The organism is Tolypothrix sp. FACHB-123 (assembly GCF_014697075.1).
Classification (GTDB): Bacteria; Cyanobacteriota; Cyanobacteriia; order Cyanobacteriales; family Nostocaceae; genus Aulosira.
The window spans coordinates 306,142-322,163 of sequence record NZ_JACJRE010000001.1; the positions used below are offsets into that span (position 1 = coordinate 306,142).

15 protein-coding genes are annotated in these 16,022 nt (G+C 41.8%); 7 read left to right on the forward strand and 8 right to left on the reverse strand.

The window, feature by feature from the left end; all coding sequences use genetic code 11:
• Positions 1–14: 14 nt before the first annotated feature.
• Complete coding sequence (pheA, locus tag H6G41_RS01135; RefSeq protein ID WP_190742799.1) at positions 15–884, reverse strand: prephenate dehydratase; 870 nt, start codon at positions 882–884, stop codon at positions 15–17.
• Positions 885–1,542: 658 nt separating this feature from the next.
• Here pheA and H6G41_RS01140 point away from each other — a divergent pair.
• Positions 1,543–2,130, forward strand: coding sequence for a DUF1997 domain-containing protein (locus H6G41_RS01140; protein WP_190742800.1), 588 nt, complete (start codon positions 1,543–1,545; stop codon positions 2,128–2,130).
• A 140-nt stretch (positions 2,131–2,270) separates the two neighbouring features.
• On the opposite strand, the gene H6G41_RS01145 is transcribed toward H6G41_RS01140, so the two are convergent.
• The 4 genes from H6G41_RS01145 to H6G41_RS01160 all read right to left on the reverse strand — a co-directional run bounded on the left by H6G41_RS01145 (position 2,271) and on the right by H6G41_RS01160 (position 8,870).
• The gene (locus H6G41_RS01145) at positions 2,271–2,936 is read right to left on the reverse strand and encodes a ribonuclease HII (protein ID WP_190742801.1); all 666 of its coding nucleotides are present in this window, start codon (positions 2,934–2,936) and stop codon (positions 2,271–2,273) included.
• A 7-nt stretch (positions 2,937–2,943) separates the two neighbouring features.
• Positions 2,944–5,082, reverse strand: coding sequence for an Rne/Rng family ribonuclease (locus H6G41_RS01150; protein WP_190742803.1), 2,139 nt, complete (start codon positions 5,080–5,082; stop codon positions 2,944–2,946).
• A 548-nt stretch (positions 5,083–5,630) separates the two neighbouring features.
• Positions 5,631–8,303: a TIGR03960 family B12-binding radical SAM protein gene (locus H6G41_RS01155; protein ID WP_190742805.1), complete on the reverse strand. Its 2,673-nt coding sequence runs from the start codon at positions 8,301–8,303 to the stop codon at positions 5,631–5,633.
• A gap of 261 nt (positions 8,304–8,564) precedes the next feature.
• Complete coding sequence (locus H6G41_RS01160; protein ID WP_190742807.1) at positions 8,565–8,870, reverse strand: STAS domain-containing protein; 306 nt, start codon at positions 8,868–8,870, stop codon at positions 8,565–8,567.
• Positions 8,871–9,343: 473 nt separating this feature from the next.
• On the opposite strand from H6G41_RS01160, the gene H6G41_RS01165 reads away from it, so the two are divergent.
• A complete protein-coding gene (locus H6G41_RS01165; RefSeq protein ID WP_190742809.1) occupies positions 9,344–9,541 on the forward strand; it encodes a hypothetical protein in 198 nt (65 codons plus the stop codon).
• A gap of 208 nt (positions 9,542–9,749) precedes the next feature.
• The gene (locus tag H6G41_RS01170) at positions 9,750–10,922 is read left to right on the forward strand and encodes a pyridoxal phosphate-dependent aminotransferase (protein ID WP_190742811.1); all 1,173 of its coding nucleotides are present in this window, start codon (positions 9,750–9,752) and stop codon (positions 10,920–10,922) included.
• 129 nt (positions 10,923–11,051) lie between these two features.
• Here the strand turns inward: H6G41_RS01170 and H6G41_RS01175 are convergent, their stop codons facing one another.
• Positions 11,052–11,414, reverse strand: a complete 363-nt coding sequence (locus H6G41_RS01175; RefSeq protein WP_190742813.1) for a hypothetical protein — start codon at positions 11,412–11,414, stop codon at positions 11,052–11,054.
• Between the two features lie 236 nt (positions 11,415–11,650).
• On the opposite strand from H6G41_RS01175, the gene clpS reads away from it, so the two are divergent.
• From clpS to H6G41_RS01195, 4 genes are all read left to right on the forward strand, one after another.
• Complete coding sequence (gene clpS, locus H6G41_RS01180) at positions 11,651–11,932, forward strand: ATP-dependent Clp protease adapter ClpS (RefSeq protein ID WP_190540881.1); 282 nt, start codon at positions 11,651–11,653, stop codon at positions 11,930–11,932.
• Between the two features lie 228 nt (positions 11,933–12,160).
• Entirely contained in the window at positions 12,161–12,982 is an 822-nt protein-coding gene (locus H6G41_RS01185; RefSeq protein WP_190742893.1) for a CPBP family intramembrane glutamic endopeptidase, read from the forward strand.
• A 69-nt stretch (positions 12,983–13,051) separates the two neighbouring features.
• The gene (locus tag H6G41_RS01190) at positions 13,052–13,279 is read left to right on the forward strand and encodes a DUF2281 domain-containing protein (protein ID WP_190742815.1); all 228 of its coding nucleotides are present in this window, start codon (positions 13,052–13,054) and stop codon (positions 13,277–13,279) included.
• Positions 13,276–13,584 (forward strand): type II toxin-antitoxin system VapC family toxin, encoded by a 309-nt coding sequence (locus tag H6G41_RS01195; protein WP_242037769.1) that lies wholly within the window; start codon positions 13,276–13,278, stop codon positions 13,582–13,584. Before H6G41_RS01190 ends, H6G41_RS01195 begins: the two co-directional genes overlap by 4 nt.
• Before the next feature lie 184 nt (positions 13,585–13,768).
• Here the strand turns inward: H6G41_RS01195 and H6G41_RS01200 are convergent, their stop codons facing one another.
• Together H6G41_RS01200 and H6G41_RS01205 are read right to left on the reverse strand one after the other, a co-directional pair.
• Entirely contained in the window at positions 13,769–14,404 is a 636-nt protein-coding gene (locus tag H6G41_RS01200) for a pentapeptide repeat-containing protein (RefSeq protein WP_190742817.1), read from the reverse strand.
• Entirely contained in the window at positions 14,401–15,795 is a 1,395-nt protein-coding gene (locus H6G41_RS01205) for a DICT sensory domain-containing protein (protein WP_190742819.1), read from the reverse strand. The genes H6G41_RS01200 and H6G41_RS01205 overlap by 4 nt, the downstream gene beginning before the upstream one ends.
• Between the last annotated feature and the right edge of the window lie 227 nt (positions 15,796–16,022).

The following is a 16,022-nucleotide window of genomic DNA, read 5'->3' on the forward strand; positions in this document are numbered from 1 at the left end:
TAGTCAACTGAAAGCTAAATAGCGATTGGGAGAATATTATAGCTACCAAAAATTTTGAGGATTTCTGTGTAGGTATTCAACTGTGCCAAAGCAGATTGCATTTTTGGTGTATCAGCATCTGCTTCTAAATCCATAAAAAATAAATATTCTCCCAATGAGCGCTTTGTCGGACGAGATTCAATTCGACTGAGATTGATGTCTAGTTGAGCAAATATCTGCAAAGGTTTGACAAGTGCACCAGGTAAATTGGCAGGTAAACTAAAAGCCAGTGAAGTATGAGTAGGACTGGTTAAAGATGTTTGGTATGAATTGTCTGTTTCACCTTGACTTATTACCCAAAAGCGAGTGCAGTTTTCTGGACGATCGTTAATACCTGTAGCTAAAGTAGGTAGATTGTAAAGTTCAGCTGCTCTCATAGATGCGATCGCCGCTGATGTCATATCTTCCTTAAGTAACTTTAAGGCTTCCGTTGTTGAATTGCTAGGAATTAGCTGCACAGTCGGGAGAAACTGCTCTAACCATCCTTGACATTGTGCCAAAGCTTGTGGATGTGAATAAACAGTTTTGATATCATCTAAACTGGTTGCACAAGAAATTAAAGTGTGGGTTATTGGTAATATCAGCGCTAACTGAATGCGCAAGCTATCCAACACCCATAGCGCATCCATTGTCATAGTGACACTACCTTCAATCGAATTTTCCACAGGTACAACTGCTAATTGCGTCTGTCCTTGAGCAACAGCTTGGAGTGATTGGGCAATGCTAGGATAAGCACATAAAGTAGCTTCAATCCCTGTGCTTTGCTTCAACCAGTTAGCGTAAACAACGGCTGCTTGCTCTGCGTAAGTACCTGGCGGGCCTAAATGTGCGATTGATAAAGTCATATCTTTAGCCGAAAAATACGATTTTGAGTGAGAAATACAGTTAGAGTATCATTTGTTATTTGTCAGCAGTTCCTAGGATTTACGCATCGACAAATAATACTCAATCAGTAGACCAGCACAATTAAATATAACTGGTGTACCCCTCTGGGGAAGCAAGCTACGTGTAGCGTCTCCGATAGGAGAGATCTGTGATTTATCCTTAGTTATTTTTACAAAGTTCTGAAAGGAGAAAAGCTCTATTCAGACTTTGGATTTGTTCATTGGTAGGGGTTTGAGCCAATTGATGTTCCATAACATAGTTTGGTTTATTTCCACATCTTACTAAGGGTAAATTAGGTTACCAAAAACTATTTTTTGGAAAAAATATATTATTCTTAGCCTTAGATTTAATTGTTCACCAGATTGATGAATAATTATAATATTTGACCTCGATAATCCCTTACATAGTTATTCTATTTTGTCAATCATTACTTTCAATGATGACTCAGATATTTTTCTATCTAAAGATAGTAATCAGATTATCAAGTTTTTACCCATAAGCGATAGTTTCTGAGCAACAATTATTTTTATAATTAAATAAGTTTAAACTTTTTACCAGTCAATTTAATTTTTTTTAAAATCTTAAAAAAATTAAATGACAAATTATATTTAACTACTCATGACGACCCAGTTTACTGCTTCTCAATCGGTTGAAATAGCTGTGCCAAATGAGCCTATTCCCATTCAGCACTACTTGCGTCAACCCCAGCGGCTAGTTCATGCGTTGGTTGATAATAATCGCATTCAGCAAATCTCTGAGGAAATATTTCGCTTGAAAATGCGTCCTTTGAGTTTTATGTCACTAAGTATTCAGCCAACTGTAGACATGAGAGTATGGGCAGACTCTCAGGGAACTATTTATTTGCGTTCTGTAGGTTGTGAAATTTTAGGTGTTGAGTATATTAATCAACGCTTTGCTCTTAATTTAAAAGGCTACCTATCACCATTACAACACAGTACAGGGACTCGTCTACAAGGTAAAGCTGATTTAGAAGTACAGGTAGAACTACCACCACCATTTTGTTTTACTCCTAAACCAATTTTAGAAGCTACGGGTAATGGTTTACTCAAAAGCGTGCTGTTGACAGTTAAGCAACGATTGCTACATCAACTGTTAGCAGATTATCGTCGTTGGGTAAGCGTGCAAACAAAAGAACCAGGGCTAACTGATAACAGCCCAGAATTACCAATTCTCAATATAGAATAAGCTTTGCCTAAATTCATAAGGTTGGGAAATATTCTAAAGAAACGGAGTCAACCGCAAATCAATTAATAAGAAACTCCTTGTTTTCCTATTTCCTATTCCTTTTTTTCAACATCAGAAAGCCGAAAGAACAGAATGGTTCTTCAGCATGAAATTTGGCAAGGACGAAAAGACTTGCGGTGCAGGGGTGAAGTCCCGTATTTTTGCAGAGCTAGTAAATGCTTTTGGCTACCATAACCCTTGTTACTTGTGAGGTTGTACATAGGATATTTTGATGCTAAGCGCAGCACCAAATCGTCACGCCAAACTTTAGCCACAATACTAGCTGCTGCTATATTCAGCGATCGCTCATCTCCCTTAACTATTGTTTGTTGCGGTATTAGTAAGTCTTTGATTGACTGATTACCATCAATTAAGCAAAGCGTAGGCTGTACTTTGAGTTTCAGCACAGCCCGCTTCATTGCCAACAGAGTTGCTTGTAAAATGTTGAGGCGATCGATTTCCGCAGTGGAAGCGAAGCCAATTTTCCAATCTATTGCTAAGGTACAAATTTGTTGTGCTAGTTGCGTTCTGCGGGAACTAGACAGCTTTTTGCTATCTTTAATTTTAGCTGCAATTAGTTCCGGCCAAGCATCAGCGGGTAGTAACACTGCTGCCGCAACTACAGGGCCAAATAAGGCACCTCGTCCCACTTCATCTACACCTGCCACGGTGGAAGTCCCTGATAAGGCAGATAACTCCAGCCAATTTAATTCGCTGGGGGATGTTAGGGAGGAAATATCTGCGGCAGCTTGTCTGGTTTTCACCATATTAAGATTAACTTTCTTCCGTAGAGCTACTGCCATCAAGTGCGGAAGAACGGCGACGGCGGCGACGGCTGGCGGCAGTGGAACTATTTACTTCAGTTTCATCGGGAATATCAGTAAATCCTGATGTTTCAATTACAGGTTCGGGTAAAGGTTGTGGTTCTGGCTCAACTTGTGGTGTAGCTAATTTAACGGCGCTAACTTCACTTTTCGTTCTCTGGGGAGCGACAGTTGGCTCTAACACTGGTTCAGGGGATGAAGTTGCTACTTGCCCTGGTTGAACAATATTAATAATCACAGACTTGGAATTTTTAACTTCCCGATCTAATTTCACCAAAGGCGAAACACCCATTAAAGCAAAAACATCTTGCTCTTCTAAAGTCATTTCGACAGTCCTAATTTCCGGTGGTTCTACCACTGGTTTGACTGGTTCTACTTTGGTAATTTTTGTTCGTTCTGCTCTTTCACCCCAACTTTGTTTATTGAGGGTAGGTGCCGGTATGTCTGATGTTGTTGCTAGTTCGCTATCAGCATCAATTTCTAAGTCTGCTTCGTTACCAAAAGCGAGTGGATTATTAATTACTCTACTTTCATCTTTGCCATTGGGAGTACCGATGCCAATGCGACTGCGGCGAGTACGGGTGCGACGTTTATCGCGATCGCTCATTTCTTGATAGCTGGGATGATTCATCAGATTCAGGGCGCTCAAGTCTGAGTCCGTATCAAATGGTTCGCCAAAGCCATCGTATGTTTCCCTGGGTTCGGGAATGCGGGCGACTGGTAGCCGTGGTTCTCTGGTTTCTCGGATTTCTCTGGGTTCTCTGGGTTCTCTTGCTTCTCTTGGTTCTCTATGGGGTAAGACAAAGCGATCGGGAATTTCTGTTGGAGTTGTCGTCGGGATTCTGCTTTCGCTTTCTCCAGGGAGACGCACTGTATGCCCTAAACCACCGCAGTGAGAACAAGTTTCTCCAAATAATTCGTAAATATTTTGGCCTTGGCGTTTCCGGGTAAGTTCGACCAAACCTAACTCAGTAAGTTGGGCGATTTGCGGACGGGCTTTATCGGCTTTCAGGGCTTTGTTAAAGTGTTCCAGAACTTGCAACTGGTCGCGGCGCGATTCCATATCAATGAAATCGACTACAATCACTCCAGCAATATTACGCAGGCGCATTTGGCGGGCAATTTCTGTGGCGGCTTCACAGTTTGTCCACAACACTGTTTCTCTGGCTGTGGCGGAACGTGTAAAGGAGCCGGAGTTAACATCTATAACTGTTAATGCTTCAGTAGGCTGAATGATGATGTATCCCCCAGAAGGTAAGTCTACCCTTGGTTTGAGGGCTTCTCTAATAGCAGCATTAATGCGGAAGTATTCTAAAATTGGGGAGCGATCGCGATGATGGTCAATTAACAATCCTTGCGGTGTTTGACCCCCACTCCAGTTTTGTAAATACTGTTTGACTCGCTTCAAGCCAGTACTAGAATCAACCACAATGCGATTCACGTCTGCACCGTACATATCCCGCAGGACACGTTGAATAAAGTCATCATCTCGATTAAGTAAGGCTGGCGCACGGGTAGACTGAGCTTCTTGTTGGATTGCTTCCCATTGCTTCTGCAATACTTCTAAATCTTCGATTATGGCTTCTTCTGGTTTACCTTCTGCTTCTGTGCGGACTAGTAAACCCATTCCCGCAGGTTTAATTAAAATTGCTAAGGCGCGCAAGCGGTTTCGTTCGCTTTCACTTTTAATCCGTCGCGACAAATTCACACCTCTGCCATAGGGCATGAGCACTACATAGCGCCCCGGTAAGGTGATGTTACCAGTGAGCCTGGGGCCTTTGGTTCCCGTTGGCTCTTTCATTACTTGCACCAGTACTTTTTGTTGTGGTGCTAATAATTCTGTAATGGCGGCGGCTGTGCGTTTGAGTTTTAAAGGCCCCAGGTCAGTGACATGAATAAAACCGTTACGCTCTGGATCGCCAATATTCACAAAGGCTGCATCAATACCCGGTAATACATTTTCCACTACACCTAGGTATATGTCACCAATTTGGTGATGACCTGTAGCAACCACAAGTTCTTGTATTTGATCTTCCGAAAAGACAGCCGCGATTTGATGCTGTTCCGCGATAATAATTTGCTTTGGCATTCAATTTCCTCAAAAATTTGCAGCACTAACTGGTAAAGGAGGTTTATTATGCCTCTCGCCCCTGCAATCCTTAAAAGGTGCTGCTGGTAATAAAATTTGTGAATTTCGGCTCTGAGTTAAAGAGCTAGCGATGGTGTGATGGCGTTTACACGCGCGATTATTCCGAAAAGGCTGCATATGTTTAAGCAATTGAATCAACCATCTGTGGTTGATTTTTGATGCTATACCTTTACCATTTAAGTATTAGGTATTCAGCAGTTGTTTTAAAAGCATAGAGGAAGAGTTGCCGACGAGCCTGTTATTAATGACTGATTCACTAAGTAGCTATAGAGAGTGTGTTCTTTAACCTGCCTCAGTTTTTCCGGGATACTATCCTAGAAGTTGCACTCTAATATCTTTGCTTTTGACCCTTAACAGGGTAGTGAATCAGCTGATTCAATGCAGCGCCAGAAAATTTCTCTTCATCCCATTCTAACGCAACCTTGCCAAAAATCAATTCCCACGATGTACCAAGTTAGGGCAACTACTAGCCAGTTACCCTTGACGGATTATATACCTAAAACTAGCCGATTGCGCTGGATGTGCAACAGAACAAATTCTGCGCCTGTTACTATTTCTAACATAAACAGAATTTGTTCGGGACGCAACGACACACCATCAGGACGACAGCTGCCTAAATAACGTAGTTTGGCTGTAGACTCGGTGGGGGTGTTATCGGTGGTAATCAATTCCAGTGCAAATAAGCGATCGCGCAGATTTACTACCTGGGTTTTACCAGATTTGGTGGTTTGCTTGTAAGTAATTTCGGTTTGAGCTTGAATCTGCTCAATCCAGTTTTGCCATTGGCCAGGTATGACTTCTGTCATTGTGGACACAGTAATTAAATATTCTGCGGCGACAATTGCTTGACTAGCTGAAGGAGCTTTTAAATCCACTTGTTGGACATCATATATGGGGATGTCTTCTGGTAATTCTTTTGTTAAATGTTCGCGGAAACTCTCCACGTCCATAGGCTGCGTTAATTCAAAATCTACTATTTCACCATTGCTTGTCGCTCCCAAAGCTAAGGCATTAGCTACGGAAATACGCGGAGAGGGATGAAACCCGCCAGTAAAGGCTATGGGTAAACCAGCGCGGCGCACCACGCGGTCGAACAGGCGGAGTAAATCTAAGTGGCTGACTAAAGCCATGTCACCTTGCTTACCAAACCAGACGCGCAAGCGTTGGACTTTAGTAGTATTGGGCACAAAATCACCAGCAAATTCCGGGATGGGCGGTGGCTCGATGACAATATTGTGACCAAAATCGGTGCCACAGACACCGCAATGAGAACAGCCATCAAAAGAACAGTCTGGAACAATTGCGGCTTCTAAGGCAAGTTGTAAATCTTGTTTCAGCCACTTTTTGTCAATTCCGGTATCAATGTGATCCCAAGGTAAGGGTACATCAAGGGCGGTTGTATGGGAAGCGGGAACGGTGGAAGTTGCTGACAGGGAATTTTCCCGATCGTTGTCTTTTAGCGTCGCCGCCTTCTCTAATTGATTGTCTTGTTGATGAAACAGGTTCCATTCACCCTGTTCTACTTGACGGTATTTCCAGTCTAGACCTGCTTCAGCGATCGCTTCCCCCCAAGCGGCAAAAGCTTTATCTACACTGTCATACCAAGAATCCATTCCTGCTCCTAACTCCCAAGCGCGGCGGAGGACTTTGCCTAAAGAGCGATCGCCTCTGCCTATAAAGTCTTCCATTGCAGAAATCCGGATATCAGTAAAGTTTAGCTTGACTCCTTTAATCCGGCGAAATTCTTGCCGCAATAGCTGCTGTTTGCGGGCAAATTCTGCTGTCGCCACTGAGTGCCATTGGAAGGGGGTATGGGGTTTCGGCGTAAAGTTAGAAATCGTAATATTAAAGTTGAGCGGTCTTCTACCTTGTCCTCGACATTCCCGCTGTAACCAGCTGACGGTTTCGGCAATACCGACGACATCGGCATCGGTTTCACCCGGTAAACCAATCATAAAGTACAACTTGATTTTATCCCAGCCATTTTCCCAAGCTGTTTTTACCCCCCTGAGCAATTCTTCATTGGTCAGTCCTTTATTAACAATATCTCGCATTCTTTGGGTTCCCGCTTCTGGGGCAAAAGTTAGCCCGCCTTGTCTGGTACCGCCCAAGATATTAGCAATATTTTCGTCAAATCTATCTACCCTTTGGCTTGGGAGAGACAGGGTAATATTTTCATTTTTTAACCGATTTTTAATTTCCATCCCCACGGCTGGGAGGGCTAAATAATCAGAACAGCTCAGGGACAGCAAGGAAAATTCATTGTAACCTGTCGCCCGCATTCCCGCTTCAATGGCTTCGACGACTTTTTCGGGGGCGACATCTCTGGCGGGACGGGTAAGCATTCCTGGTTGACAAAAGCGACAACCACGAGTACAACCCCGGCGAATTTCAATGGTTAGGCGATCGTGTACTGTCTCGACGTAGGGAACTAGCCCAATGGAATAAGCCGGGATGGGGGTAGCCACCCGGCGTAAAATGCGTTTGGGAACATTTGGCTCTATCGGATGTACCGAACCATCCTCTGCCATTTGATAAAACTGGGGTACATATACACCTGGGATTTGAGCTAAGTCCAGCAACAATTCTTTCCGGCTCAACCCGACTTGTTTCCCTTCTTCTAAAACTAAGCCAATTTCTGGTAATAGTTCTTCTCCATCGCCCAGAGCAATAAAGTCAAAGAAGTCGGTGTATGGTTCGGGATTGGATGTTGCTGTTTGTCCACCGGCAAAAATTAGGGGGTAATTGCCCTCTGTTCGTTCTTGCCAAGTTAGGGGTATGCCCGCCAAATCCAACATTTCTAAAATATTGGTGGCTCCCAGCTCGTAACTGAGACTAAAACCCAAAATGTCAAATTCATGCAGCGATCGCTTGGACTCGACAGCAAACAATGGTGTATTTGTCTGTCGTAGTTTCGCTGATAAATCCGGGCCGGGTAGGTAAGCGCGATCGCATAACTGTCGCGGCTGGGCATTTAAGATGTTATAGAGAATGATATGCCCTAAGTTGGACGATCCGACTTCATATACTTCTGGATAGGTAAGCACCCAGCGTATTGCTGCCGTTTCCCAAGGTTTGTGTATTGCTAAGCGTTCATTACCTAAGTAACGCGCTGGCTTTAAAATATCCGGTGTGATTAATTTTTCAACTGCAACAGCCACTGTGCTATCTTCTAGCTACCTTAATTACAGCTACTCACCTCTAACCATAGCATTGATTAGGTCTTTTCACAGAATTATGCGTCGCAACTTACAATTCTGTTACATAGATAGAGAATTAAAGATTGGAAAGCAAATTGCCAGCTTGGTGAAGATTTTATCAGGGAGATATCGGTAATTGAGGATATAAGCCGGAAAATACGCCTTTATTTCCCCAATATCTCCCATCTCCCTCAGTAATAATGCTATTTATCCAGATTTACTTTAAAAAATTTCAAATACCCGATCTAGTTGTGTCAATTCAAAAATAATTCTAATTGACGCAGAAACGGAGGACAGGCGCAAACTTCTTCCTAAACTCCCAGCCAGCTTTAGTGCAGATACTAACGCCATCAAACCTGCGCTGTCTATGGATTCTACCTCTGCTAAATCCACTACCAAGGTAGAAGAGGTATGGTCTTGTGCCAACGCTGTAGTCAAATCCCGCTCAAATTCCAAAGCATTGACAGCATTGAGGCAACCCTGGGGACGAATAACTGTAATTTGTGGACACTTAAGTACCGCTTGCATAATGAAATCCTAATTAAAGTTATTGAATGCTAAACTCTAGCTGAGATGTATTTGAACATAAACTTTTTTGCATTACATCGACCAATTGTCTGAGTCTCTTTGCTGAATCTTTATCACTTACGTACTCCTATTTAAAGATTGTCCTAAATACATGGTAAAATGTATGTATATATACATTTTTTTATTGAAAGTTCAAAAACAATCAACATAGCCAAATAAAGCGCCAGATAAAAATACGTAGCTATGCTGAGAGAGTTACTTTATCTTACGCTCCGGCTAATCGAGAATTAGGTTAACCTTTCAGTAAAAATCCTGAGATGATCTGCTGAATAGCGATAAATGCTGAGTTTGATGGTGAATATTCTTTGGGAGAATATGTGATCTAGATCACAGACGCTTATGGTTTGAGATCACTTTTTATACCAAACTCTATCTTAGATAATTAAGAGCAAATACAATTTGGCTTAAACTTTATGGGAACTAAACATGCTATTCGGCAATTAGTAGAAAAGGCCCTGGATATTAAAAAATTAACCCCAGAAATTGAAAATGAAATCAATTCAGAATTGACACAAATGGGTTACATATCTGATGTTGATTACGAAGCTCTAGAATTATTAATGGCGGAAATGGATGCCGGACGAATTAAATTAGTTCCGAGCTTAGGATAGCCATAAATTATTGTACAAATTTGCAAATTTTTTCTCTACCTAGAGCTATATAACTTCAGCATCATCCACATCAATTTCGGAAAACTACAGCACCAATAACTCAACTGCTGTCATCCTGGATAATTTTCCCTGAGTTGAATCTTTAGATCCCTTGTCTGGCGTAAACTGTGCTAATGAGCATCAACATTTGCATTAGTAAAAATTCGCCATGCACTTCGCTAAACGCCTAGAAAAAATTCCTCCCTATCTGTTCGCTGAGATTAATCGCAAAGGAAATGAACTCGTAGCACAGGGAGTTGATATCATCAATTTAGCGGTGGGCGATCCAGATAGACCGACTCCGGCTCATATACTCCAAGTCATGCATGAGGCCATAAATAACGCCTCCAACCACAACTATCCCCCCTATCAAGGTACTCAAGCATTCCGGGAAGCAGCAGCTAAGTGGATGGAACGGCGGTTTGGAGTAACTGGGTTGAATCCCAACACAGAAGTTGTGTCTTCTATCGGTTCTAAGGAAGCCATTCATAATACCTTCCTCGCCTTTGTGGAAACAGGAGATTATACCCTCATCCCCGATCCTGGTTATCCTGTATACCGAACTGCAACATTATTTGCAGGTGGCGAACCATTTACTATGCCTTTAAAGGCAGAGAATCAATTTTTACCAGATTTGACGGCGATTCCGGAAGAAATAGCCCGTCAAGCAAAACTGTTGTGGATTAACTATCCAAATAATCCCACAGGAGCACTAGCAACAATAGAGTTTTTTGAGGAATTGGTAGCTTTCTGTAAGCAATACGATATTTTGCTGTGCCATGACAACGCCTACTCAGAAATGGCATACGATGGCTATAAACCGCCGAGTATTCTCCAAATTCCCGGTGCTAAGGATGTAGCCATTGAGTTTCATAGTTTATCTAAGTCGTACAATATGACAGGCTGGCGGATTGGTTTTGTCGTCGGTAATGCCATCGGGATTAAAGGCTTAACACAGGTAAAAAGTAACGTCGATTCTGGAGTATTTAAAGCCATTCAAGCAAGTGCGATCGCAGCCTATTCTACCGATGAATCAGAACTGCAATCTGTAATTTCTGTATACCAAAATCGCCGGGATATTATCGTCAAAGGACTGCAATCTCTAGGCTGGCCGATTCAAGCGCCAAAAGCGACTCTTTACGTCTGGGTTCCTGTACCCCCAGGATATACTTCCACAGAATTTGTCAACCTTATCCTTGACAAATGCGGCATTCTTGTGCCCCCAGGCAATGGTTACGGTGCAGCAGGAGAAGGCTTTTTCCGCATCGCCCTCACCATATCTGACGAACGAATGCATGAAGCAATTCAACGGCTCAAGGATGCGGGAATTAGGTATGAATGATGGGCATGGGGCATTGGGCATTGGGCATTGGGCAAAATTCAAATAGAATTCTTAATTTTGAATTTTGAATTTTGAATTTTGAATTGATTTTGTCCCCCTTGTCCTCCTTGTCTCCCTAGTCCCTAGCCCCTAGTCCCTAGCCTCTAGCTCCTGCTGATATTCGTGCCAAACTAAGTGCATAAATTGATGGAGTTTCTGTTTAGCACCTGAGTCAGGTTCAGTTTTCGGTTCTTTGGCTAATACTTGACTCAATATCGCAATAACTTCGGTATCTAGGGCGGGTTGAAATAAATTTACAGGCCAGAGTAAATCAGAAGCATCTCGCAAGTCAGTGAGATGGGGTGGTTCAAGGATGTAATCAACTAGCACTAAAGGACGTACCCAGCACAACTGACGGGAAAGCACGACTTGAATGACTTCTGCGTAAAGATTCATGTCGCGATACTTTAAAAAGACAATTTGTCCTGGTTGAAAGTCAAGGCTCATGTCCATAATCATGCAGCTTGTAGCAGGAGGTAATCTTGTCTAGGAAAAACAGCTGCAACCATTAGGTTAGCACTATTACACCTGCGCTGTTGGAAACTGAATTGTCGTCATTAGCTTCTAAAAGCAAAATTTTTCTAGGCAGGCATCTGGATGTAAATGCTATAAAATAGGTGAATAACTGTGAAGCGATCGCTTCACAGTCACTTTGTTGTAGTAAAACAAACCTGAAAGAGCAAAGAACCGTGTCAGTCGAAACCATTGAGAAGCGTTCCACATCCCGCAAGCTCGCGCCTCAGTATCGCGTTTTGCTCCATAACGACGACTACAACTCTATGGAGTACGTGGTGCAGGTACTAATGACTACAGTGCCGAGCCTCAGTCAGCCCCAAGCTGTAAGCATTATGATGGAAGCCCATCATAACGGGCTAGCTTTAGTGATTACTTGTGCGCAAGAACATGCTGAATTCTACTGTGAAACTTTAAAAAGTCATGGTTTAAGTAGCACAATTGAACCTGATGAATAACAATAATTCGTAATTGATAATTCGTAATTCGTAATCGAGTAGGTAGGCACAATTGCAAGATAATTTTTGTCTCTAATTAAAGTTACCAGCTTTTTACATTTTGTAATATACTGTGGTAACATTGCCTACTTGCTAAAAATACGTGTGGGTTTCTATTCTCAAAGATTAAGTCTAGACTTATCTTTAATTATGAATTACGAATTACAAATTATTTATGGCTTTGCTTTTATGAAAATTCAATTTATTCATCATTTAGCTCAACGCCCTGCCCCTATAAGGCTGGGTTGTTTTATATTAGCCTTATTATTGCTATGGTTGCCATTTGCTGCACCAATATACTTACTAGTCAAGGATGCTAATTTAGTAAGTATATTAACAATGGTATTGCTCTATGTAGAGTTTATTTTCTTATTAAAAATATGGGGTAAATATCTTTATCAAGAACCGCATATACTACAGCATTATGGTTTGGAGTTTTCTCGCAATAACGGCGTAGACTTAGTATGGGGTTTGGCTATTGGTATTAGTAGCGTTTTAATATTATTTGGCTTACAAGGGGCTTTTGGTTGGTTAATTTGGCAACAACCCCAGGTATTTTTACTAAAAATTGTTTTAGAAAGTTGTATTGTTGGTATAGGCGTAGGTTTTGCTGAAGAAGTATTATTTCGTGGTTGGTTGTTGAATGAATTAGAGCGAAATTACAAAGCCAATATTTCCTTGTGGACAAATGCGATTATATTTGCAGGATTGCATTTTATTAAGCCATTAGCAGCAATTATTCATACTCTGCCACAATTCCCAGCTTTAGTATTATTGGGGTTAACCCAAGTGTGGGGGAAACGTTGGCGTAGAGGAAGGCTGGGCTTACCAATAGGATTGCATGGTGGTTTAGTTGGGGGATATTACATTATTAATGTTGGTCAATTAATTAAATATTCTGGTCAAGTTCCTGATTGGATAACTGGGGTGAATAATAATCCTTTGCAAGGTGTAATGGGGGTATTATTTATGAGTATCTTGGCTTTGTGGATGTGGAAAAATAAAAATTAATAATTTTTAATATTAGACAACATAAGCAGCTATGATTGTTTGAGTCAAGATTAATCAGGAAAATACATAATGATAGAGCCATTAATTTTACAAAAACTAGAAGAACTCCCTGAGTCTCTTCAGACAGAATTGCTTCATTATATTGAGTTTTTGCTAGAGAAGCACGCTAAACAGTCTACCCAAGAACAACTGACAAAGAAATGTCGTGTTGTGGGAACAATGAAAGATATGTTTGTTTTACCGCTACCTGATGACTTTGATGAGCCACTTGAGGATATAAAAGAATATATGGAATGAATAGATTACTTTTGGATACTCATACTTTGATATGGTTTGTCTCGAATGAAGCAAATCTACCAGTTTCAACTAAAGAAAAAATTGAATCTGCTGAAACTGTTTTCTTCAGTATTGCTAGTCTTTGGGAAATTGCGATTAAACTAAATATTGGAAAATTATCTCTAAGTGGATTGTTTGAGGATATTGAACCACAAGTAATTGCTGCTGGTATTACGATTCTGCCTATTACATTTACTGATACTATTCAGTTCCGTTATTTACCTCTGCATCATCGAGATCCATTCGATCAGATTTCGGTAGCGTAAGCGATTAATCATCGCCTGGTTTTAGTGAGCCGCGATTTTGCTTTTGATGCCTATTCTATTACGCGCATTTGGTTATGAAAAAAGCCAAAAAATTCCTGTTTCTTAATAAAATAGTTGATTAGATTTCAATTGTAGATTTTTCAGGTAAACGTAGTGTATTTACCTGAAAATATTTGTAGTTAAGTTAAATTTTCTCCACAATTGTTCCGACGACGCAAGCTTTATCTAAATTTACGCCGTTTAAATTTGCTCCTTCTAATTCAGCACATAATAAATTTGCGCCTGTAAAATTAGCCCCGGCGAGATTCGCGCCGCGTAAATCGGCTTCTTCGAGATTAGCTTGACTTAATAACGCCCCTTGTAAATCAGCGCGGGTTAAATCTGCACCTTTGAGATTAGCACCTGTCAGGTTAGCACCGCGTAAATCAGCGCCACGTAAATCAACGCCTTGCAAATTGACGTTCATCAAATTAGCACCACTCAAAAAAGCGCCGGCCAAGGATACATCAGCAAGTGTTGCACCCATGAAGTTAGCACCGCGTAAATTGCTACCACGCAAGTCAGCACCAGTTAAATCTGCTTGCATGAGGTTTGCGCCCATAAGATTTGCCCGCAAGTCGGTAGCTTGGAGGTTTGCGCCCATCAAATTTGCGCCTTCTAAATGCCCGCCTTCGAGTTTAGAACCAGTGAAATTTGTACCAACAAGGGTAGCGCCTGCAAGATTAATCCGGTTTAAATCTAGTTGACAGAGTTCTTCGTCTTCTAAATTTGCCCCTGAAAGTTGTTTGAGATTTCCTAATTTAATCGCTTCGATATTCATTGCGGGTAACTACCAATTTCCTGACTAGTCTTGCTTTGGCTATCCCATCGGGAATCTATAAGCCACATACCGGCACTGACTTTGGTTTCTATTAGGGTTAAGTCGAGTCCTTGTTGCAAACCCATGACTAACAAAGTTAGGGTATCTATCAGTTTAGGGTCAAAGCGGTTTGCTTGTTGTTTGCACTCATCTAAAGCTTGAGTAAAAATTTCTTCGGGGCTGATTTGGGCTAATTTTTTCTGGTTAACTCGCCATTGAAAATCTGCGACTAAAGATAAAATTCGCGATTCTAGGGGAATTTCATCTCCAGCTAAACCTGCTGGTTCGCCTGTTCCATCCCACCATTCAGTTTGATGGGTAATGATTTGGGCAATTGCCCGTAATCTGGGCATGGTACGCAATACTTGTGCGCCAGGTACTAGGGGACAGCTTAAGGGAGGATTGGCGGATTCTTCTGGGTAACGTCTAGAACTACCAGCGAAGAGAACGCTTTCGGCTTTTTGTAAAGGATCTATGCGGTGTAGCAAGGCGGCTAGGCGCAATCTTTTAATTTGCCATGCGGGGAGGTTTAACAGTTGCCCCATTGTTTCTGATAAGGCTACGACTTCCGCCGCCGCCATTGGATTATTAATATCTGCTAAATCGATTAATTGCGCCATCCGCAAAAATGCTTGAATTTCGTTAGAAACCAAGTTGTTATCTAGGACTTTTTGACGGGGTGCTGTGGGAACGGGTAAATGTTCCTGCCCATCTTGCAGGTAATGTACCACCAGGGAGACGACCGTACTCAAATCTTCTGGGGTGACATAGCTAGGCTGAATGGAATTTTTCTGGGCGGTGAGTTTATCTGCGAGTTTGGGGTTGTATGGTTTAATATGAGCGATCGCTAATTCTGCTGTCTCTCTAACTAACTCTGGCTCAAATGTCCATAAACCATAGAATTTGCGCTCTAAGTCCGATGCAGGTAGCCCACCACTACCATAATCAGCCTCTGATAATTCTTGACAAATTACCATAGCTGTGTATTTTGATGAAAGAATAATTAGATGCCATTCTTGAGCTACGGCATCGGCTGGATCTAAGGCAACTAAGTCTACATTAGGTAGTTGGCTGGTAGGATGTTCGCCAAATCCACCATCGGGAGATGCCATAATGACTATCTGGCGGCTGTGTTGGGCGATGTCTGCGTATCTTTCTGCTTCTTGGAGATACCATTTACCCCGTTGGAAGGCAGTGATGACTAATGGTTGACCATCGTCTTTAAGGATATGGTCTTCTAGGGCATGACACAAGGCAACTAGGGTATTTTTGTAGTACACGCCAAACCGAATTGGTCTAGTACTACGGCGATGAATACTTTCTAATTGTTGGAGTATAGAGCCTTCTAACATGAGGTTTATTTAAATCCACCGCAGAGGCGGAGAAGATAAAGAATTTTAAATCGTATGTATAGCTGTTTTCAGTTTACTTTTTGATGTACGAATTAGGCTACAGAGCAGAAAGTATTGTGCAAGTAGGTTAAACGCGGGGATAACAACTGTATTGACCAAAAATCCTGAAAATTGGCCTCTTAATTATTTTGCGCGATCGCTAATATTTCCGCCCTATTACAGGAAAC

Excerpts from the sequence above, each read along its gene's own strand:
- H6G41_RS01185 (WP_190742893.1), top strand. The coding sequence starts at position 12,161 with ATGAAAATTCAATTTATTCATCATTTAGCTCAACGCCCTGCCCCTATA.
- H6G41_RS01165 (WP_190742809.1), top strand. The coding sequence starts at position 9,344 with ATGGGAACTAAACATGCTATTCGGCAATTAGTAGAAAAGGCCCTGGAT.
- H6G41_RS01150 (WP_190742803.1), bottom strand. The coding sequence starts at position 5,082 with ATGCCAAAGCAAATTATTATCGCGGAACAGCATCAAATCGCGGCTGTC.
- H6G41_RS01200 (WP_190742817.1), bottom strand. The coding sequence starts at position 14,404 with ATGAATATCGAAGCGATTAAATTAGGAAATCTCAAACAACTTTCAGGG.
- H6G41_RS01175 (WP_190742813.1), bottom strand. The coding sequence starts at position 11,414 with ATGGACATGAGCCTTGACTTTCAACCAGGACAAATTGTCTTTTTAAAG.
- H6G41_RS01140 (WP_190742800.1), top strand. The coding sequence starts at position 1,543 with ATGACGACCCAGTTTACTGCTTCTCAATCGGTTGAAATAGCTGTGCCA.
- H6G41_RS01195 (WP_242037769.1), top strand. The coding sequence starts at position 13,276 with ATGAATAGATTACTTTTGGATACTCATACTTTGATATGGTTTGTCTCG.
- H6G41_RS01205 (WP_190742819.1), bottom strand. The coding sequence starts at position 15,795 with ATGTTAGAAGGCTCTATACTCCAACAATTAGAAAGTATTCATCGCCGT.
- pheA (WP_190742799.1), bottom strand. The coding sequence starts at position 884 with ATGACTTTATCAATCGCACATTTAGGCCCGCCAGGTACTTACGCAGAG.
- H6G41_RS01170 (WP_190742811.1), top strand. The coding sequence starts at position 9,750 with ATGCACTTCGCTAAACGCCTAGAAAAAATTCCTCCCTATCTGTTCGCT.
- H6G41_RS01190 (WP_190742815.1), top strand. The coding sequence starts at position 13,052 with ATGATAGAGCCATTAATTTTACAAAAACTAGAAGAACTCCCTGAGTCT.
- H6G41_RS01160 (WP_190742807.1), bottom strand. The coding sequence starts at position 8,870 with ATGCAAGCGGTACTTAAGTGTCCACAAATTACAGTTATTCGTCCCCAG.
- H6G41_RS01145 (WP_190742801.1), bottom strand. The coding sequence starts at position 2,936 with ATGGTGAAAACCAGACAAGCTGCCGCAGATATTTCCTCCCTAACATCC.